Genomic DNA, 20,467 nt, shown 5'->3' on the forward strand with positions numbered 1-20,467 from the left:
TTCACACCCTCAAAAACCAGATTTAAAAATAACTGATAAAATTACAAAACTGATTGAAAATGAATTTAGTCCAAAATTTAGTTTTATTTCCAATCAGATTGTTACGTAAAAGAAAGCCCTTTTTATTAAGAGATTATTCGTACCAAAAGATTAAAACCCAGTAACGCCGTTGGCTGTTACTTAAAATGAATTTTTTGACTTTTATTTTTGGAGACTATTATGGACGCAACTAAAGTTGGTTCCATCGACAAAACAGCCTCGCAAACAGGGAGCAGTAAAGCTTGGCGTAAAACTGACACAGTATGGATGCTGGGTTTATATGGTACAGCTATCGGTGCTGGTGTTCTGTTTTTGCCTATTAATGCAGGTATGAGCGGATTACTTCCTGTTCTGTTGATGCTTGTTCTAGCCTTCCCAATGACATTTTTTGCTCACCGTGGCTTAACACGTTTCGTTCTTTCTGGTTCTAAAAAAGATGGCGATATCACTGAAGTTGTTGAAGAACACTTTGGACGTACCGCAGGTAACTGGATCACTCTGCTGTATTTCTTTGCTATTTATCCTATTCTGCTCGTTTATGGTGTTTCTATCACCAATAACGTCAATAAATTCTTAACCGAATTATTAGGTGTTGGTGCGCCGCCACGTTGGTTACTGGCCTTAATTCTGGTTGGGGGTGTTATGGCTATCGTTGCTTTCGGTGAAAAATACATCGTTAAAGTGATGAGTATGCTGGTGTTCCCATTCATTGCAGTGCTGGTTGCATTCTCTTTATATATGATCCCGCATTGGTCTGGTGATGTCCTGAATACCTTAACCTTCGAAGGCATTGCAGAAGCGACCAAAAATACAGGGGGTCAAAGCATTTGGATTACCATTTGGTTAACCATCCCCGTCATGGTATTCGCCTTTAACCACTCACCAATTATATCTGCATTCTCAGTGGCAAAACGTGAAGAATACGGCGATGAAGCAGAGCAAAAATGTTCTCGCATTTTAGCATCAGCACATATCCTGATGGTTTTAACAGTCATGTTCTTTGTGATTAGCTGTGTATTTACTTTATCGTCAGCTGACCTCGCGCAAGCAAAAGCACAAAATATCAGTATCCTTGACTACCTGTCTGGCTACTTTGATCAACCATTCATTAAATATGCAGCAGCAATCATCGCATTTATTGCTATTATCAAATCATTCTTAGGCCACTACTTAGGTGCTCGTGAAGGTTTCAATGGTTTAGTTGAACGTGCATACCGTGCAAAAGGCAAAACTGTCGATATTCGCAAATTAAACCGCGGCACCGCTATCTTTATGTTAGTGACCACTTGGATTGTTGCGACATTAAACCCAGGCGTTCTGGATATCATCGAAAGTCTTGGTGGCCCTGTTATTGCTATCTTACTGTTCTTGATGCCAATGTATGCCATCAGTAAAGTCCCTGCAATGCGTAAATACTCAGGCAAAATCAGCAATGTATTTATCGTAATTATGGGTCTGGTCGCTATCTCTGCGGCAACATATAAGTTATTCTTCTAATTGAAGCCCCAGGTAGCTATTAATAATGATAGCTACCTGATTTCAATGACTTTCTACAAAAGGAAGCACTGAATATGATTAGTGTATTTGATATCTTCAAAATCGGTATCGGCCCTTCAAGTTCCCACACCGTCGGCCCAATGAAAGCGGGCAAACAATTCGTTGATGACCTTATCGCGCAAAATTTACTGGCTAACACAACGCGTATTGCCGTTGATGTTTATGGATCGCTGTCTTTGACAGGCAGAGGCCATGCTACCGATATGGCCATCATCATGGGTCTCGCAGGCAACTTACCTGATACCATTGATATTGACGCTATTCCTGCATTTATGCGCAACGTCGAACAAACAGGTAAACTTTTACTTGCTCAAGGGCAACATGAAGTCGATTTCCCTGTCGATGGCGGCATGAATTTTCACAGCACAAATTTACCACTCCATGAAAATGGCATGACAATCACTGCATTTGCAGGTGATAACCTTCTGTATACCAAAAATTATTACTCGATTGGCGGCGGGTTTATCGTTGATGAGGAACATTTCGGTAAAGTCGACGAAAACGCTGTTCAAGTCCCTTATCCTTTTAAATATGCGGCTGATTTGCAAAAGCATTGCAAAGAAACGGGGTTATCACTTTCTGCGCTTGTCATGCAAAATGAATTAGCATTACGCAGCAAAGATGAAATCCAACAATATCTTTCCTCCGTTTGGGATGTGATGAAAGCAGGCATTGAACGTGGAGTAACCACCGAGGGTCTATTACCTGGTCCACTGCGTGTTCCGCGTCGTGCAGCCGCGCTACGCCGTCAACTTGTCACCACGGATAGCACTAACATGGATCCAATGGCGGTTATTGATTGGATCAATATGTACGCCCTTGCGGTCAATGAAGAGAACGCTGCGGGTGGACGTGTAGTGACAGCGCCAACGAATGGGGCTTGTGGTATCGTTCCTGCGGTACTCGCCTATTATGATAAATTCATTCGCCCAGTGAATGAAAATTCCTATACGCGTTACTTCCTTGTTTCAGGGGTAATCGGCGCACTGTATAAAATGAATGCCTCTATTTCAGGGGCTGAAGTGGGTTGCCAAGGTGAAGTGGGCGTTGCTTGCTCAATGGCAGCTGCAGGGCTTGCGGAATTGATGGGTGGTAGCCCAGAGCAAGTATGTATTGCCGCTGAAATTGCAATGGAGCACAACTTAGGCCTCACCTGCGACCCTGTAGGCGGCCAAGTACAAGTTCCTTGCATTGAACGTAATGCAATTGCCTCTGTTAAGGCCGTTAACGCCGCACGTATGGCATTGCGCCGTGTCAGTGATCCGCGAGTTTGCCTCGATAAAGTGATCGAAACCATGTATGAAACGGGTAAAGACATTAATGCAAAATACCGAGAAACATCACAAGGTGGACTCGCCATAAAGCTGGCACACTGCGAGTAATTTTATTTATTCCTCGACAAAAATGCCTGCAATAAGCAGGCATTTTTCAAACTGCGGGCAAACGTACAATGTTTAGCAACAGATTGGATAGGTTTTGTAAATAAAGCGGGATAACATCCTTTTCATTCCCGCTTTATATTACTGCCTAAAATTCATTAAAATAATGAAAAGAAAGATTGACCTTGTACCGCCGCCAATACTGTTTCCACCGATTTTTTAGTGTCTTGAGCTACATCATTAATGGTTGTTTCAACAGTTTGTTTAAATTCACTGATACTTGCAGCTAAAGAAGCAATGTGCGAATCATCGGTAACCACAACGCCATCAATAACGAGTGACTGACTAAAACTATCCCCCCCACGGATCAAGCCTACATTCATACCTAAATTTTGAGCAGAACCACCTAAAACGGAGGATTTTCCTTGTTCCTTATCGTCTTGTTTCGTTGTTTCTGTTTTTGATGAATACTCAACCACTTTCGTTGTTCTGGTATGTTCACTTGCAGGTTGGTCTAATACTTCCTCTCCCTCTTTCGCAATTTTACTAACTTCAGAGAACATTTGCTTAAGTCGTTGGTTATTATCTTTTCTTTCTTTCTCAACTAATAACTCGAACTTAGCGTATTTTTCTTGTGAAATTTTTAACTCACTTTCTAGGCTGGTGATTTTTTCTGATAACTCGGTTTCTTTTTTCAATAACGAGTCAATGCGTTTCTGTAGTGCCTGGGCTTTAGCTCGAGTTGTGCTCTCAACTTGTTTTAATTTTTCAAGTTTAGTATTTAATTCAGTCACCTCTTTTTGTAATTTTTCTATTTTACTTTCCAATTTACCATTATTCTGGCTGTTTTCATCCAGCTGTTTAGCTAGATTATGGATCAAATCATTTTTTATATTTATTTTTGACTCAAGCCCAGTAATTTTATTTTCCTGTTCCTTGTTTTTGTCACTCTGTTTTAATAATCTTTTTTCAATATCATTTTTCTTTTTATTAATATCATCAAACTTTACTTTTAATTCTTCACTTTCTAACTTAGCACTCTCTAATTTAACTTTTAACGATTCAATTTCTTTACGTTGAGATGCCATACCTTCTTCTAAATTAGTTATTTGTTCTTTATTTTTGGTGATTTCATCATTTAGTGAAACAACTTCTTTTTCCTTCATCTCTAATGACTGGGTTAATCTATCTAATTTATCCAAAGTCTCCTGATTACTGTCATTTTGCATTTCCAATTCTTTATTTTTATTTTTTAAGTCCTCTTTTTGAGTATCGAGTTGTTGTTTAGCCATTTCTAATTCTTTATTTTTTTTAATTAATTCAACATTAGCATCGGCGAGTTGCTTTTGCAGTCCTTCATATTTTTCTATGCCATTTTGTAAAGCCCTAAGCGCATTACCCCCCTTGATATAAGAGTTTTTATCATTGGTTTTTCCAATATCATTCTGAGCCATACCACCAACTAGTTCATTATTATTTAGCCCTTTATTAGTGCTATTACCGCCTTCAACTTGGCCATTATTCGTACCGTCATTACGCGCCTTTGCCCCCATCATTACATGATTATTCGTATGTTCATTGACTGTATTTCCCCCTTTAACCGTTCCATGACCATTTCCTGAATCAATGCCATCGCCAGATTGCATTACACCACTATTTATCCCTTGATTTACGGCATCTCCACCATAAACTGTATTGTGACCTATATTATTATCGCCTGTTTTTTTGTTATTCATTGCTAATAACTCTTGAAGTCTAGCATCGATAGTATTAGATAATGTATTCATAGATATAACTCCATTTAATTTTATATTTAAAATCCATATTGAAACAAAAATTATTTTATTAATCATTAAAAGGTAAATGATTAGGTTTATTATTAAATAACCCTAAATACATTTCAATTGAAGTTTATCTGTAAAATCGCCTAGTGCTACCCATAGAATAATAATTTTGCTGAATGTTATTTTTAATTTAATTACTATAACTACAAGTCTAATACATTAAAAAAGACCTCATTTGAGGTCTTTTCATATTTAAACGTTGTTTTAATTAACCAAAAATTGCGCTCCACCAGCCACTAATGGTTTTCATAATATAATCCCAAATACGCCCAAAAAAGCCCGCTTCTTCAACCGCAGATTTTGCCACAAGTGGGTGCTGCTCAATGACTTCATCATTTAAGATAAAGTTGATAGTACCCACTTGTTGGTTTTTCGCTAATGGTGCTTCTAACGAATCATTGGTCATCTGAATATCGACTTTCAAATTTTTCAACTGACCTTTAGGGATAGTCACAGACACATCATCCGCCACACCTAATGCCACTTCAGAGGTATCACCAAACCAGACACGCTGCTTTTTCAATGTCGCATCCGCTTTAATTGGTGTGACTGTTTCGAAAAAACGGAACCCCCAAGTCAGTAACTTTTCACTTTCGGTAAAACGTACACGATCACTCGGCGCGCCAAGCACAACCGAAATCAAACGCATGTCCCCTTCTGTTGCTGATGCCACTAAGTTATGGCCAGCACCGCTCGTGTGCCCCGTTTTCACGCCATCCACTTTCAAGTTTTGGTTCCATAACAAACGGTTACGGTTAGGCTGGCGAATTTTGTTGAAGGTAAACTCTTTTTCTTTATGCAGAGCATATTCATCAGGCACATCGCGGATCATTGCTTGTGTTAATAACGCCATGTCGCGTGCAGTGCTGTATTGCCCTTCAGAGTCCAGCCCATGAACTGTTTTAAAATGTGTGTTTTTCAAACCAATCTGCTGCACATATTGATTCATCAAGCTCACAAATGAATCTTGGCTACCTGCGACATAATCTGCAAGGGCAATACTGGCATCGTTACCTGATTGAATAACAATCCCTTTGTTCAAATCCAATACAGAAACACGGTCTTTTGGCTTCAAAAACATTAACGAAGAGCCTTTCAGGACTGGATTCCCTGTCGCCCATGCATCCTCTCCGACTGTTACCATGTCCTGCGTGGTGATTTTCCCCGCCTTCACGGCCTGCCCCACCACATAACTTGTCATGATCTTAGTTAAACTGGCTGGGTCTAAACGTTCATCAGGGTTACCTGATGCTAAAATTTTCCCGCTATTGTAGTCCATCAGGACATACGCTTTTACATCGACTTGAGGAGCAACCGGTGTCTCGGCCGCATAAACACTGGTGCTAACGGCCATCAAAAGACTCAACCCAATGCCAGCGCGGCGGGTTTTTAGGGACAACATTTTTTTACTCATCGGTTATTCCTTCACTTGACTTAATACTACACATTTAAAATCACTATTGTATTACTCACCACCACTAAACGATGAACCCTTCGCCGTGATAAAAATTGCTAACTCATCATAATATAAGGCTTTATTTCCACTAAGACCACCTATAGGAAATAAAGATTTGCCTGAAAGCGAATTTAATCTATCTTAACTATGGTTAATGACATGGCTAATGACAAAAATCAATTAGGAGACTGCAATGTTAACTGTCTGGGGACGTGCCAATTCTTCCAATGTCAAAAAAGTACTTTGGTGCTTAGAAGAATTAAATGTGGCTTATAATCAAAAAGATGTAGGTGGCCCATTTGGTGGGCTTGATACACCTGAATACAAAAAAATGAATCCAAACAGCACAATCCCAACTCTACAGGATGATGACTTTGCGCTGTGGGAATCAAACGCGATTTTACGTTACCTTACGGAAAAGTTTGATCACTCTCACTTATTACTTGCTAAAGATGTACAAGAAAGAGCCGCAGCGGATAAATGGATGGATTGGAGCAACGCGAATTTGTTTGATCACATCAAACAGATGATGAACAAAATCGTCCGCGTCCCAGAAGCCGATAGAGACCCAGAGCAAGCAAAAATCATTTATGCCAATATCAATAAATTACTGCAAATTGCCGATGACGCTTTAGCCCATCAGGCCTATTTCAGTGGTGATAAATTCGGTATTGCTGATATCGCTATTGCACCATTATTTTACCCATGGCACGAAATTGTCACCGAACGCCCTGAATTTAAGAACTTAGAGCGCTGGTACCAGCTGCTCACCACACGCCCCGCGTTCCAAAAAATCGTGATGATCCCAATTAAATAGTCATCAACATGCTATTCGGGTTTGGGTATTGGTATTCGAACCCGATTTCTTGGCAAATTCGATTTCCGTTAATCCACTTTCCTTCTGCTTCATTCACTGAGTCAATAAATTTAGGGGGAACGAGCCCCAGTGATTTCGCCGCTTGTGTATAAAATTCACCTCGTGTTGGATGCATAGGTGCGCATAAATTATAAAGATGTCCACCCTCTGGCTGGTTAAGTAACGCTAAAATGGCTTTAATAACATCGTCTTGGTGCACCATATTCACAGGCTGCATGGCTCCTTTAACCCCTATTTTACCTGCTAGAAAACGCCCTGCATGGCGTTTTTCCCCTACAAGCCCCGCTAAACGCAGTATATCCACAGAGATGTTTGGCAATTGATGTAGCCAATTTTCGGTATCAATCAACGCCTGTGCGGAAGCCGTCACGCCTTCTAACGGAGAACCTTCCGTCATTTCACCATTTTGCTCCCCGTACACCGCCGTAGAAGAGGTAAAAATCACTTTGGGCACCTTAAAGATAATCGCACTATTTACCAGCGTTTCAATCGCTGACACATAATGTTCCACATTCACTTTAGAGGGCGGCAACAAAATGGCTAGCGCATCACTGTCTTCCATCAATTGCGTTAAATCATCAGCGTCACATTCTAACTCAGGCGTCAGTTTTAATGAGTAACACTCAATCCCCACACTTCGAGCGGCCTCAATACCATCTGGCGTTGTTTTAGTTCCCACCACTTGGATACCTTTGGAAAGTAAAGCCTGTGCTAATGGTAACCCCAGCCAACCCAATCCAATAATTGTGACTTTTTTCATGCTTCGACTCCAAATCTACTAAGGCACTGAGTTTTTTCTTAGATTAGCTGAAAACCATAAAACTTCCGAATAGATTTTCGGAGGGATTAATCACTATAAAACCTGCCCAACGAATTATTATTGGTTATTTTTTAAAAAAAGGTTGCATTCATAGGGGGAAATCGGATAGGTTGGATACCAATGAGTATTTAGTTAGCACAGTGAATGTTTAGTCATTCAGTTAAATAAGAGAACGGAAGACATCATGAATCGTATTTCACGCAACCATCATCATCACCATCATCCTGATTAGTCTTTCGGGCGATGTGTGCTGGAAGACGATCAACGAATCTTCCGGTGGCTGAAATGCAAATGAGAGAACCCTCGGAAGATAATCTTCCGAGGGTTTTTTTATATTAAAACAAAAAGTTACTAAAGGAATATGGGGTAAGGTTATGTTGGATAAATCACGTTTACGTATTGCTATTCAAAAGTCAGGTCGTTTAAGCGAAGAATCAAGAGAGTTATTGGCTCGCTGCGGGATCAAAATCAATTTACAACAACAACGTTTGATTGCTTATGCAGAAAATATGCCTATTGATTTACTTCGTGTGCGTGATGACGATATTCCAGGGCTGGTTATGGACGGTGTTGTGGACTTAGGCATTATCGGTGAAAACGTCCTTGAAGAAGAGTTATTAAACCGCCGCGCACAAGGGGAAGACCCTCAGTACAAAACATTGCGCCGCTTGGATTTCGGTGGGTGCCGCCTGTCTTTAGCTGCACCATTAGATTTTAACTACACTGGGGCAGAATGCTTAAATGGCTCACGCGTTGCCACCTCTTACCCACACTTGCTAAAACGCTACTTCGACCAAAAAGGCATTCAGTTTAAATCTTGCTTATTGAATGGTTCTGTTGAAGTTGCTCCTCGTGCTGGCTTAGCCGATGCCATCTGTGACCTCGTTTCAACGGGAGCAACCTTAGAAGCTAATGGCCTGAAAGAAGTAGAAGTGATTTATCGCTCTAAAGCGTGTTTAATTCAGCGTGATGGCGAAATGTCTGCGGACAAACAACAGCTTATCGACCGTATGATGACCCGTATTCAAGGCGTTATCCAAGCTCGCGAATCTAAATACATCATGCTGCACGCACCAAGTGAAACACTGGATGAAATCATCGCGTTACTGCCAGGGGCTGAGCGTCCAACTATTCTGCCGCTAGCAGGTGACCACAGCCGTGTCGCTATGCACATGGTCAGCTCAGAAACCTTATTCTGGGAAACCATGGAAAAACTAAAAGCATTAGGTGCAAGTTCAATTCTTGTTCTGCCAATCGAAAAAATGATGGAGTAAATCGTCATGGAAATGGGATTCAACCAGCCAATTCGCTGGGCAGATTGCAACAAACAACAACAAAGTGCATTACTGATGCGCCCTGCTATTGCTGCCTCTGGTAGTATTAGCACCGCAGTCAGTGACATTATCAATCAAGTCCGTCGTGAGGGCGATAGCGCCCTCCAAGCCTTAAGCCGCCGTTTCGATAAAACCGAAATTGATACCGTGCGTGTTGCACCAAATGCGGTTAATGAAGCTGAAGCACGCCTCGGTGATGAGATTAAAACAGCAATGAAAACAGCAATTAGCAATATTCGCCGTTTTCACGAAGCGCAGATCCCCACCCCCATAACGGTAGAAACCCAAGCGGGTGTTGTTTGCCAGCAAGTCACACGCCCGATTGATGCAGTTGGTTTGTATATTCCAGGTGGCTCAGCGCCGTTATTATCAACGGTCATGATGCTAGGCACACCAGCTAATATTGCGGGTTGCCGCAAAATTATTTTATGTTCCCCACCCCCTATTGCCGATGAAATTTTGTATGCAGCAAAACTGTGTGGCATTACAGAAATTTTCCAAGTCGGCGGTGCGCAAGCGATTGCTGCGATGGCCTTTGGGACACAGAGCATCCCTGCGGTCGATAAAATTTTTGGCCCAGGCAATGCTTATGTGACAGAAGCAAAACGCCAAGTCAGCCAAAGCCACGAAGGGGCAGCAATTGATATGCCAGCGGGCCCATCTGAAGTGTTAGTGATTGCCGATAGCCAAGCGAACCCAGCGTTTACCGCCTCTGATTTATTATCCCAAGCGGAGCACGGCCCAGATTCTCAAGTCATTTTACTAACCGACGATGAAAACTTCGCCCAGCGCGTGATAGCGGAAACAGAAAAACAACTCGCCCAGCTTTCACGTGCAGCCATTGCGAGAGAAGCCCTAAGCGCCAGCCGCGTCATTATTGCTGACTCCATCAAACAATGTGTGGAAATCAGTAACCGCTACGGGCCAGAACACTTAATTTTACAAACTCGTGATGCGGATGATTTAGTCGCGGACATCACCAGTGCAGGGTCTATTTTTGTTGGTGATTGGTCACCAGAGTCTGCTGGGGATTACGCTTCAGGCACCAACCACGTTTTACCAACCTATGGTTACACAGCAACGTACTCAAGCCTCGGCCTTGCGGATTTTATGAAGCGCATGACCGTGCAAAAGCTGTCTAAACAGGGTTTATTAGGCTTAGCCAACACCATTGAAACGTTAGCGCAGGCGGAAAAACTGACTGCCCACAAAAATGCGGTGACTTTACGTGTCACAGAACTAAAAAAACAAAATCAGGAGTAAGTCATGAGCCAAAAATTTAATGCTGCCAGCCTTGCGCGTGAAAATGTCAAAACCATGACCCCGTATATGTCTGCGCGCCGTTTAGGGGGAAATGGGGACGTTTGGCTCAATGCGAATGAATACCCTATCGCACCAGATTACCAATTTAGTGAGCGCAACCTAAACCGTTACCCTGAATGCCAACCTGCTGCGGTGATCAATAACTATGCAACATACGCAGGTATTGAACCTGATCAAGTTTTAGTGTGCCGCGGTGCAGATGAATCTATTGAATTGCTGATCCGCGCATTTTGTGAACCAGGTAAAGATGCGGTAATGTTCTGCCCTCCGACATACGGCATGTACAGCGTCAGTGCTGAAACCTTTGGTGTCGAGCAGAAAAAAATTATGGCTCTGCCAGATTGGTCATTAAATGTGGCGTCTATTCGCGAGAACCTCACAAATACTAAACTGATTTATATTTGTAGCCCAAATAATCCAACCGGTAATATTATCGATAACAAAGACTTACTGGAAGTATTAGAGATGGCCGCAGGTCGTGCACTGGTAGTGGTCGATGAAGCCTATATTGAGTTTTGCCCACAATACAGTGTCGCAAGCTGGTTAGCAAAATACCCAAATCTGGTGATTTTAAGAACGTTATCAAAAGCCTTTGCATTAGCAGGCCTGCGCTGCGGCTTCACACTCGCGTCACCTGAAGTCATTGAGGTTTTATTAAAAGTTATCGCCCCTTATCCATTATCGACCCCAGTCGCGATGATTGCAGCGCAAGCGCTTGATACACAAGGTATCGCTACCATGAAGAGCCGTGTTGCGACGGTAACGGAAAACCGCATTGCCCTGTCTGAAGCTCTGCGTAGTTTATCGGTTGTCGAAAAAGTTTACCCAAGCGAAACCAACTACATTTTAGTGCGCTTTACTGACGGCAATAAAGTCTTTAAAGCTCTGTGGGATCAAGGCATTATCTTACGTGATCAAAGCAAGCAGCCGGGACTGGAAAATTGCCTGCGTATTACTATCGGGACAGAAATTGAAAATGTCCGTGTTATTGAAGCTATTGAAGCACTTTGCTAATTAGGAATGACTCATGAGCCAGAAAATTTTATTTATCGACCGTGATGGAACATTAATTACCGAGCCACCGACTGATTTCCAAGTGGATAGCTTAAGTAAACTCGCCTTCGAAAAGGCCGTCATTCCAAGTTTACTTGCTCTGCAAAAAGCCAATTACCGTTTAGTAATGATAACCAACCAAGACGGCTTAGGCACCGATAGCTTCCCAACCGCAGACTTTGAACCACCACACAACTTGATGATGCAAGTTTTTGAATCACAAGGCGTAAAATTTGATGAAGTCCTGATTTGCCCGCACAAACCTGAAGATAACTGCGCTTGTCGCAAACCTAAACTTCAATTAGTTGAGCGTTATTTAGACAGCAATGTGCTCGACAGTGACAATAGCTATGTCATCGGTGACCGTGAAACGGATCTTCAACTCGCTAAAAATATGGGGATCAAAGGGTTACGCTATAGCGCGACCGACCTCGATTGGGAAACCATCACTGCCCAATTAACCAAACGAGACCGCCATGCACGTGTTGAGCGCGTCACCAAAGAAACTAATATTCTGGTGGAAGTTTGGTTAGACCAAGAAGGTGGCAGCAAAATTAACACAGGCGTTGGCTTCTTTGACCACATGCTAGACCAAATCGCAACCCACGGTGGTTTCCGCTTAAATATTGAAGTCAAAGGGGATTTATTTATCGATGACCACCACACCGTCGAAGACACTGGCCTTGCTTTAGGCGAAGCGTTGAGAGTGGCGCTGGGCGATAAGCGCGGCATCGCACGCTTTGGCTTTGTGCTACCGATGGATGAGTGCCAAGCACGCTGTGCGCTGGATATTTCAGGGCGCCCTCACCTTGAATATAAAGCCGAATTTAAATACCAGCGCGTTGGGGATTTAAGCACCGAAATGATTGAGCACTTCTTTAGTTCATTGTCTTACGCTATGGGTTGTACGTTGCACTTGAAAACTAAAGGGAAAAACGATCACCACAAAGCAGAAAGCTTATTTAAAGTGTTTGGTCGCACATTGCGCCAAGCTATCCGTGTTGAAGGGGATACTTTACCAAGCTCAAAAGGGGTTCTTTGATGAACGTTGTCATCCTCGATACTGGCTGTGCAAATTTAGCGTCGGTGACCTATGCAGTACAACGCCTAGGTTACAACCCCGTGGTCAGCCGTGATACCAACACCATTTTGCAAGCCGATAAAGTCTTTTTACCTGGTGTAGGCACAGCAAGCGCTGCAATGGAAAAACTCGTAGAGCGTGAATTAGTGCCCTTAATCAAAGCGTTGACTCAGCCTGTTTTAGGGATTTGTTTGGGCATGCAATTGCTGGGAAGTATCAGTGAGGAAGGCCAAACGGAAATTCCATTACTCGGCCTGATTGATAGCCCTGTGCGCAAAATGGATGCCAATGGTTTACCCGTCCCTCACAGCGGCTGGAACCAAGTGAAAGCTCTCGCAGGTAACCCGTTATTTAAAGGGATTGGTGATGACGCCTATTTTTATTTTGTGCACAGCTATTCGATGCCAATTTCAGAAAATACCATCGCACAAACTCAATATGGCAACCCATTTAGCAGTGCGGTGAATCGCGACAACTTTTTCGGCGTGCAATTTCACCCTGAACGTTCAGGTGCCGCTGGCGCTCGCTTGATTCAAAACTTTTTGGAGATGTAAGAACCATGATCATTCCTGCATTAGATTTAATCGATGGTACCGTCGTACGGTTACATCAAGGGGATTACGCTAAGCAAACGGATTACGGCACTGATCCACTACCGCGTTTACAACAATATGAAAAACAAGGCGCTAAGCTCCTACACCTTGTGGACTTAACGGGCGCGAAAGACCCACAAAAACGCCAAATTCCCCTGCTGAAAAAACTGTTGGCGGGTGTGAGTGTCCCCGTGCAAGTGGGCGGCGGTATTCGTACCGAAGATGACATCAAAGCATTATTAAATGCGGGAGCGACTCGTGTGGTGATTGGCTCAACGGCTGTCACCAAACCTGAATTGGTCAAAACATGGTTTGAAACCTATGGTGGCGAAGCGATCGTGTTGGCGCTAGATGTGCGGATCAATGCCGAAGGCGTAAAAGAAATCGCCATTAGCGGCTGGCAAGAAAACTCTAATCTAACATTAGAACAAGCCATTGAAATTTATCGGCCTTACGGCTTAAAACATGTTCTTTGTACTGATATTTCAAAAGATGGCACGCTGGCAGGCTCAAACGTTAATCTGTACCAAGAAATCAGTCAAAAATTCCCCGATATTTTGTTTCAAGCCTCTGGCGGTATTGGCGACTTAGATGATATCGCTGCCATCCCTGCTTCAGGTGCTGCGGGGGTTATTGTGGGTAGAGCATTACTCGAAGGTAAATTTACCGTTGCGGAGGCAATCGAATGTTGGCAAAACGCATAATTCCGTGTTTGGATGTTCGCGACGGGCAAGTCGTTAAAGGTGTGCAATTTCGTAACCATGAAATTATCGGTGACATCGTGCCATTAGCGCAGCGCTATGCGCAAGAAGGTGCCGATGAGTTGGTTTTTTATGATATTACTGCATCATCTGATGGCCGCGTTGTCGATAAAAGCTGGGTTGCTAAAGTTGCAGAAGTGATTGATATTCCGTTCTGTGTGGCAGGCGGCATTAAGAGTGTGGAAGATGCAGCACAGATTTTATCCTTTGGCGCAGATAAAATTTCGATTAACTCCCCCGCACTGTCTGATCCAACGTTAATCACCCGTTTAGCCGACCGCTTTGGTGTTCAGTGCATCGTGGTCGGTATTGATACTTGGTTCGATGACAGCACCAATGAATACCAAGTGTACCAGTTTACGGGAGATGAAAAACGCACCACACAAACCCGCTGGAAAACCTTGGATTGGGTCAAAGAAGCCCAGCAACGCGGCGCAGGCGAAATCGTCTTAAATATGATGAACCAAGATGGTGTACGCCAAGGGTATGATCTGGTACAACTGAAAAAAGTGCGTGAGGTTTGCCAAGTGCCGTTAATTGCTTCAGGGGGCGCAGGTGAAAAAGTTCACTTCCTTGATGCCTTCGCTGATGCTGGTGTTGATGGTGCCTTAGCCGCTTCCGTCTTTCACAAACAAATTATTAATATCGGTGACTTAAAACAATACCTAGCCGAAAATGGAGTTCAAATTAGAGTATGTTAACCACAGAACAATGTAGCCAACTGGCATGGGAAAAAGTCGATAATCTGATGCCAGTTATCGTACAACACGCAGTTTCAGGGGATGTGCTGATGCTGGGGTACATGAACCCTGAAGCACTGCAAGTCACCTTAGAGAGCCGCAAAGTGACCTTTTATTCAAGAACCAAACAGCGTTTGTGGACAAAAGGGGAAACCTCTAATAATTTTTTGAATTTATTAGATATTTACCCTGATTGCGACAGTGACACTTTATTGGCACTCGCCCTGCCAGATGGCCCAACATGCCATAACGGCACTCAAAGCTGTTTCGCACCTGCACAAAGTGATTGGGGCTTTTTGTTTGAACTAGAAACACTGCTAAAAGAGCGCAAAACGGCATCGCCAGAAAGCTCTTATACAGCTCGCCTGTACGCCAGTGGTACCAAGCGTATTGCACAAAAAGTGGGTGAAGAAGGGGTTGAAACTGCACTGGCGGCAACCGTTAATGACCGCGCTGAATTAACTAACGAAGCTGCGGATTTGATGTACCATTTAATGGTATTGCTGCAAGATCAGGATCTCGATTTAAGCGCGATAATCAAACGCTTGAAAGAACGTCATCAGTAATTGATAAACTGCCTGCTTAGCAGGCAGTTTTATTTTATGGATGCAAAATATTATCGATTTGCACCTCACTCAGTGAAATACCAAAGAATTTCAGGTAAAAATCAGCCGTTTCTTGCCTCATATCGATATCCGTAAAACGCTCTGGATACAGCGTTTGAGCTAACCATAAGAACTGTAGTGCTTCTTCAGAGGTTTCACGACACCACCAAAACATACCTTTGGGGTTGACATAAACTTGCTGATTTTTGACCGCGCCCATCTCTTGCCATTGGGAAGACGATTTGATGATATTGGCATCTTCCCTATTCATCGCCACAATCACATCAGGATTAGCTGCGATCACCGTTTCCAGTAATACCTCACCAGAGTTATTTTTCTTATCTGCAAACCAAGTTTCTGCCACATTTTTTGCCCCTGCTAAATCCATCCAATCTTGATTTAACGACGGCCGCCCCGAGGTAAACAGCGCACTTCCCATACTGTGGTAAACCGTACGTTTTTCCGCCTCCGTTAAGCCTGCCAGTCGTGCATTAACCAATGCGACATTACGGTCGAAATAACGTTGGTATTCAACCGCTTTACTTTGTGCATCTGGGCCCAACTCTTTTGCCGTTTCCTGTACCCTTTCTTGTAACGATTTTAAAGAGTTAGCAGGGTATTCAACCACTCTTACCCCTGCACTTTTTAATAAATCGCGTTGTGGGACTTCCATTCCTTTGGCGACAAACAGTAATTCAGTACGTAGTGAAATGATCTGTTCTGGGCTCAATTGATTGCTAATACTGATCACGGGAACATCATCGATATTTGGCAGCATCTGGCGAAACAGTGGGATTTTTTTCGCAATCATCGAAGTACCAACAATTTGCTCGCCGTAACCTAGCATCATAATAATGGTATTTTGTGCTGGCCAAGGCGTCGCAATACGCAATGCGGGGTTATCTGTCTTCGCCTGTGTTGCACTGCCCATTAACAACCCAAACAGTAAAATGGCTGATTGCAGGAAAAGGGGTTTTCTCATATTTATTTCGCCGCTTCGCCTTAATGCAAAACGGCGTGCTCCTAGACTTTTATCATTAAAAATCAAACGTAACGGTTGCGCGAACTTCACGGCCTGCGCCTAAGAAGGCACTACCACCACGGCCTTCACCATTGATCCCTGATGGGAAAATAGATGCCCAATAACGTTCGTCAGTGATGTTATTCACTGATAAACGAAGGGTTGTCGGCGTTTGATTGATTTTTGTGCTGTAACGTGTGCCAAGGTCTAACGTCGTGTAACTTCCCGCCCAACTGGTATTGGTATCATTAGCAGCACGTTTACCGGTGTAATGCACATTGGCGCTGTACACCAATTCAGGCATAGATGGCAGGGCATATTCCACTAACATATTCGCTTGGATTTTAGGCACCCCAACAACACGTTTATTACGCGCCTCGATTTTTTTCGTGTCTTTCAATTTCGGATCCAAGAAAGTAATACCGCTATACACATTTAACCCTTGCCAAACGTGTCCTGTAGCAGTCAGCTCAAGCCCTCTATTGACTTGTTCCCCTTGTTTGCGAAATACATCATTATTATCAACATAAGCAAATGGACGCTCTAAATGAAACAGTGCTGCACCAAGGTTTAAATCAGCTACATCTGCTTTAACCCCAATTTCATATTGCTTACTACGATAGGCATCGAGCGTTTGCCCTTCATTTTTAATATGTTGATTCATTGGCGCGGTATCCCCTTCTTCAAGAGAATCCGCGTAGCTCACGTAAGTCATCACTTGCGGGGTAATTTTATACATCACTGCCGCTTGTGGGCTCAGCCCGTTATCATTGGTTTGGCTGGTTTTATGGTGTTGTTTGTCAAAACTTTGGCTTTCAATCCAGCTTTGGCTCAAATAAAACATCGCCGACCACTGCGGGTCAAAAGTGATGGTGTCACCCACCGTGATACTTTGTTGGCGGTTTTCGCTGGCTTTATAACGGGAGCCGCCTGTATGAATTCGCCCATCAGATGGCTCCTCCATCGGCGAGGGGTTGAACATATTGGTTGAACCGAGATCTCGCTTAATACTGCCATCTTTCGCGCTGTAAATTGACCAAACATAACCGTTAGTAGCAAATGATAAATCATGACCAATTGAGCCGGTTTCTACATGGCCATTGAGAACCGCAGAATTACTTAGGACACGAAAACGCCCCGATGCAGGGGAATCCGACAATGAGCGTTTTATCTCACCTTGATTATCAACAATTTGGCTTGAAACCGTACGCATCGCCCTGTCCGCTTGTTGGAAGCCGACACCCGCAGTCAGTTTCCAGTCTTCATTAAAATCATGAATTAAACGAGTGCTAACGGTATCAGTGGTTAAATCATTCCCCGCGGTATGCAGGGCTAAGTTTTTGTCTTGTGGGTTTGGTGCTTTGGGTAATTTAATGTCAGGACCATAGCTAAAGCTGCCGACATAGCCTTTTTGCACAAAATTGTAGTGACTGGCGTTCAATTGCAATTGTGTGCCTGGTTGAATGTTCCAATCAAATGCAATAGATGCAAGTTTACGGCGTAAGGTGCTGTCTTTTACGTTCCCCGTCCCCTCTTCATCCATTAAATTCAAACGGTAACCAAAACGCTTATCGGCATCGAAATACCCCCCAAGGTCAACGTGCCCACTATAAGCATTGCGGCTTTGGTAACCTAATGATAAACGCTGAATATCTTCAGGGCGTTTTGCAGTGAAATTAAACTGCCCTGCTGGGCTCGCTGGGCCATACAATGCCCCAGTTAGACTGTTGATGACATCTAATCGGTCGAGCATTTCCACAGGGAATGCGGTTGTTGACACCATGTAGAGCCCATCCAGGCGGCTATTGGCAACCACACTTCCTTGCATACCACGACTTTGAGGACGGCCGACATCCATCCCACCGCGAGCTTGCATTTGTGCGCTTGGGGCGTATTTCAGCAGCTCACTGACACTTTTCGCTTGCTGGTTATCAATCATTTCACGGCTGATCGTAGTGGTGGAATAAGGGGTATCAATCCATTCCACATCGCCTAATGGCCCAAGGTCAATTTGAGAAGTAAAGAAACCCGCACCAGCTTGAGCTTCACCAGTGACATCTGTCGGTGCGGCAGTGACTAACATTTTGTCTTGTTTAGGTTTGCTGATTTGTTCGGTGACTTGAGCTGCAACGATGGATGGTGCGATCCCTGCGATCAATGACGTGATGACATATAAGTGAGTTTTACGTTTCATGTTATCTATTTTCGTTATATAAAAATTTATATTACCGAGAATAAAATAGAGCGTAAATGATCAAGCTCAATTCTTAACAATATTCATTCTCATTATTAACATGAATTTTTTATTTTTAACCAATTGAATTTATTGATAAATGAAAACACCTCAGAATATACCGCAATAAAATCCGTAGATAGATGGACAAAACAGATAAAAAACGCATCTGATATGCAATTTATACTATTTCCCAAATTAGCCCCTTTATTGGCTCTTACGTTTTGCGGTTGTATCTCCCAATGAACTTGTTATCATTCCTTGATATTGATGGGGTTTTAAAGGGAAAAAACGGTGTCAGAAAACGTAATTTTTAGGCAATTAACGCAGTTATTAGATGATAATCAAGCCAAATACCGTGTGATGGAGCACTCCACCGCAGGGAAATCTGAAGAAGTCGCGAAAATTCGTGGAACGCAATTAGGGCAAGGCGCTAAAGGTTTAGTTTGCCATGTGAAAGGAAATGGGGTTAAACAGCATGTTTTAGCCATTTTACCTGCAGATAAGCAAGCCGATTTAAGCAAAATCGCCATCGCCATTGGTGGAACTCGCGCATCACTGGCAAGCCCAAAAGAAGTGGATGAACTGACTCAGTGTGTATTTGGTGCAATCCCCCCGTTTAGCTTTCACCCTAATTTACGGCTTATTGCCGATCCGTTACTGTTTGCACGTTTTGATGAACTGGCCTTCAATGCAGGAACGTTAGAGCGGTCAATTATTTTAAATACACAAGATTACCAACGAATTGCAAACCCTACGTTGGTTGAGTTTATTCGCATAGAAGAAAGCTAATCGCTAATAGCAAAAAGGGGATCCCGTAGAATTCCCCTTATAACAATTATAGATTCAATTGTTGGTCATATTCGATACTGGCTTGTTTTAGTGCTTGAAAATCACTCCCGCAAATAACACGCTTTAACGCAGTAAATTTTGCTTCTGGCCAATCGTAGATTTTCAGAGCCAACAGTTCGGCAATCACTTCAGGTGCAAACCGATGTTTAATTGGCTTCGCAGGGTTCCCCCCCACAATGGAATAAGGTTCAACGTCCTTAACGACCACACTGTTAGTCGCAATGACGGCACCCTCACCGATTTTAACGCCAGGCATTATAAATGCCCGCATACCTATCCATGCACCGTCACCAATGACGGTATCCCCTTTGCCAACATAGGCTTCCTCAATATATTCAAGAAAAGGATACAAACAGAACCAGTCCATTCGATGGGTATGATTTCCCCCCATCAAAATTACTACTTCACTGCCAATGCAGACATAATCGCCGATATACAGTTGGTCCACATCCCACGCAAGCTGCCAATCAAGGCTCTGTTCGTCCCCTTGCAAATAACGCACAACGGAATTCTCAAAGCCGTCATCCCAACAATCACTGTAATAGCTATGGCAGCCTTTAATATGAATGTTTGGATTTTTCACAACTTCATGTAATAGCTGATATTTTGACCAATGTTTCTTATTCATGGTAATAAACCTATTTTAGTTGTTTATGATTACCATAGAACGCTGCCTATGGTGATGTATTCGCGCTCAAAACACATCACCTTTAGCCACTCGAGGCTGTTTTAATAATGGATTTAACATCTAACACTATCTCACAGGCTTCCTATCAATTTTTACATAATATCATATTCATAAAAACAAATGTTATTAAATAAAAAGCTAATTAATAATTATTGAATTTTATTTCAGAATAAATTCATAGATAAATACTTAACGTTTAGTTAAATATTTA

The 20,467-nt window shown here is 42.9% G+C and carries 18 protein-coding genes and 1 other annotated feature; of the genes, 12 read left to right on the plus strand and 6 right to left on the minus strand.

Annotated features, from left to right (window positions below; genetic code table 11):
* The first annotated feature begins 219 nt into the window (after positions 1 to 219).
* Both KDJ85_RS11530 and KDJ85_RS11535 read left to right on the plus strand, forming a co-directional pair.
* The gene (locus KDJ85_RS11530; RefSeq protein ID WP_206085419.1) at positions 220 to 1,536 is read left to right on the plus strand and encodes a serine/threonine transporter; all 1,317 of its coding nucleotides are present in this window, start codon (positions 220 to 222) and stop codon (positions 1,534 to 1,536) included.
* Positions 1,537 to 1,610: 74 nt separating this feature from the next.
* Complete coding sequence (locus tag KDJ85_RS11535) at positions 1,611 to 2,978, plus strand: L-serine ammonia-lyase (RefSeq protein ID WP_225819804.1); 1,368 nt, start codon at positions 1,611 to 1,613, stop codon at positions 2,976 to 2,978.
* 155 nt (positions 2,979 to 3,133) lie between these two features.
* Here the strand turns inward: KDJ85_RS11535 and KDJ85_RS11540 are convergent, their stop codons facing one another.
* Positions 3,134 to 4,762: a coiled-coil domain-containing protein gene (locus tag KDJ85_RS11540; protein WP_225819805.1), complete on the minus strand. Its 1,629-nt coding sequence runs from the start codon at positions 4,760 to 4,762 to the stop codon at positions 3,134 to 3,136.
* A gap of 265 nt (positions 4,763 to 5,027) precedes the next feature.
* On the minus strand, positions 5,028 to 6,233 hold the full coding sequence (locus KDJ85_RS11545) for a serine hydrolase (RefSeq protein WP_225819806.1): 1,206 nt from the start codon (positions 6,231 to 6,233) through the stop codon (positions 5,028 to 5,030).
* Between the two features lie 235 nt (positions 6,234 to 6,468).
* Between KDJ85_RS11545 and KDJ85_RS11550 the strand changes: the two genes are divergently transcribed.
* Positions 6,469 to 7,092, plus strand: a complete 624-nt coding sequence (locus KDJ85_RS11550) for a glutathione S-transferase family protein (RefSeq protein WP_225819807.1) — start codon at positions 6,469 to 6,471, stop codon at positions 7,090 to 7,092.
* On the opposite strand, the gene KDJ85_RS11555 is transcribed toward KDJ85_RS11550, so the two are convergent.
* On the minus strand, positions 7,085 to 7,912 hold the full coding sequence (locus KDJ85_RS11555) for an SDR family oxidoreductase (RefSeq protein WP_225819808.1): 828 nt from the start codon (positions 7,910 to 7,912) through the stop codon (positions 7,085 to 7,087). The two genes, KDJ85_RS11550 and KDJ85_RS11555, sit on opposite strands and share 8 nt — an antisense overlap.
* A 267-nt stretch (positions 7,913 to 8,179) precedes the next feature.
* Positions 8,180 to 8,306, plus strand: a sequence feature (His leader region).
* A gap of 40 nt (positions 8,307 to 8,346) precedes the next feature.
* Between KDJ85_RS11555 and hisG the strand changes: the two genes are divergently transcribed.
* From hisG to hisIE, 8 genes are read left to right on the plus strand one after another with little or no spacing between them, the layout of a single operon-like run.
* On the plus strand, positions 8,347 to 9,246 hold the full coding sequence (gene hisG, locus KDJ85_RS11560; protein ID WP_219244194.1) for an ATP phosphoribosyltransferase: 900 nt from the start codon (positions 8,347 to 8,349) through the stop codon (positions 9,244 to 9,246).
* A gap of 6 nt (positions 9,247 to 9,252) precedes the next feature.
* Entirely contained in the window at positions 9,253 to 10,569 is a 1,317-nt protein-coding gene (gene hisD, locus KDJ85_RS11565; RefSeq protein WP_225819809.1) for a histidinol dehydrogenase, read from the plus strand.
* A gap of 3 nt (positions 10,570 to 10,572) precedes the next feature.
* The gene (hisC, locus tag KDJ85_RS11570; RefSeq protein WP_225819810.1) at positions 10,573 to 11,643 is read left to right on the plus strand and encodes a histidinol-phosphate transaminase; all 1,071 of its coding nucleotides are present in this window, start codon (positions 10,573 to 10,575) and stop codon (positions 11,641 to 11,643) included.
* A gap of 13 nt (positions 11,644 to 11,656) precedes the next feature.
* Positions 11,657 to 12,724: a bifunctional histidinol-phosphatase/imidazoleglycerol-phosphate dehydratase HisB gene (hisB, locus tag KDJ85_RS11575; protein WP_225819811.1), complete on the plus strand. Its 1,068-nt coding sequence runs from the start codon at positions 11,657 to 11,659 to the stop codon at positions 12,722 to 12,724.
* Positions 12,724 to 13,317 carry an imidazole glycerol phosphate synthase subunit HisH gene (hisH, locus tag KDJ85_RS11580; RefSeq protein ID WP_225819812.1) on the plus strand — a complete coding sequence of 198 codons (594 nt, stop codon included), beginning with the start codon at positions 12,724 to 12,726 and terminating at the stop codon, positions 13,315 to 13,317. The genes hisB and hisH overlap by 1 nt, the downstream gene beginning before the upstream one ends.
* Positions 13,318 to 13,322: 5 nt before the next feature.
* Positions 13,323 to 14,060 carry a 1-(5-phosphoribosyl)-5-[(5-phosphoribosylamino)methylideneamino]imidazole-4-carboxamide isomerase gene (hisA, locus tag KDJ85_RS11585; protein WP_225819813.1) on the plus strand — a complete coding sequence of 246 codons (738 nt, stop codon included), beginning with the start codon at positions 13,323 to 13,325 and terminating at the stop codon, positions 14,058 to 14,060.
* A complete protein-coding gene (hisF, locus tag KDJ85_RS11590; RefSeq protein WP_219244200.1) occupies positions 14,042 to 14,818 on the plus strand; it encodes an imidazole glycerol phosphate synthase subunit HisF in 777 nt (258 codons plus the stop codon). The genes hisA and hisF overlap by 19 nt, the downstream gene beginning before the upstream one ends.
* On the plus strand, positions 14,812 to 15,423 hold the full coding sequence (gene hisIE / locus KDJ85_RS11595; protein ID WP_225819814.1) for a bifunctional phosphoribosyl-AMP cyclohydrolase/phosphoribosyl-ATP diphosphatase HisIE: 612 nt from the start codon (positions 14,812 to 14,814) through the stop codon (positions 15,421 to 15,423). The genes hisF and hisIE overlap by 7 nt, the downstream gene beginning before the upstream one ends.
* Positions 15,424 to 15,457: 34 nt before the next feature.
* Here hisIE and KDJ85_RS11600 read toward each other — a convergent pair whose 3' ends face one another.
* Positions 15,458 to 16,444 carry an ABC transporter substrate-binding protein gene (locus KDJ85_RS11600; RefSeq protein ID WP_225819946.1) on the minus strand — a complete coding sequence of 329 codons (987 nt, stop codon included), beginning with the start codon at positions 16,442 to 16,444 and terminating at the stop codon, positions 15,458 to 15,460.
* 55 nt (positions 16,445 to 16,499) lie between these two features.
* Entirely contained in the window at positions 16,500 to 18,677 is a 2,178-nt protein-coding gene (locus KDJ85_RS11605; RefSeq protein WP_225819815.1) for a TonB-dependent receptor, read from the minus strand.
* A gap of 333 nt (positions 18,678 to 19,010) precedes the next feature.
* Between KDJ85_RS11605 and KDJ85_RS11610 the strand changes: the two genes are divergently transcribed.
* Positions 19,011 to 19,508, plus strand: coding sequence for a YbaK/prolyl-tRNA synthetase associated domain-containing protein (locus KDJ85_RS11610; RefSeq protein WP_275967692.1), 498 nt, complete (start codon positions 19,011 to 19,013; stop codon positions 19,506 to 19,508).
* A gap of 46 nt (positions 19,509 to 19,554) precedes the next feature.
* Here the strand turns inward: KDJ85_RS11610 and KDJ85_RS11615 are convergent, their stop codons facing one another.
* Positions 19,555 to 20,196, minus strand: a complete 642-nt coding sequence (locus tag KDJ85_RS11615) for a CatB-related O-acetyltransferase (protein ID WP_225819816.1) — start codon at positions 20,194 to 20,196, stop codon at positions 19,555 to 19,557.
* Positions 20,197 to 20,467 lie beyond the last annotated feature (271 nt).

Source organism: Providencia vermicola (assembly GCF_020381325.1).
GTDB classification, from domain to species: domain Bacteria; phylum Pseudomonadota; class Gammaproteobacteria; order Enterobacterales; family Enterobacteriaceae; genus Providencia; species Providencia vermicola.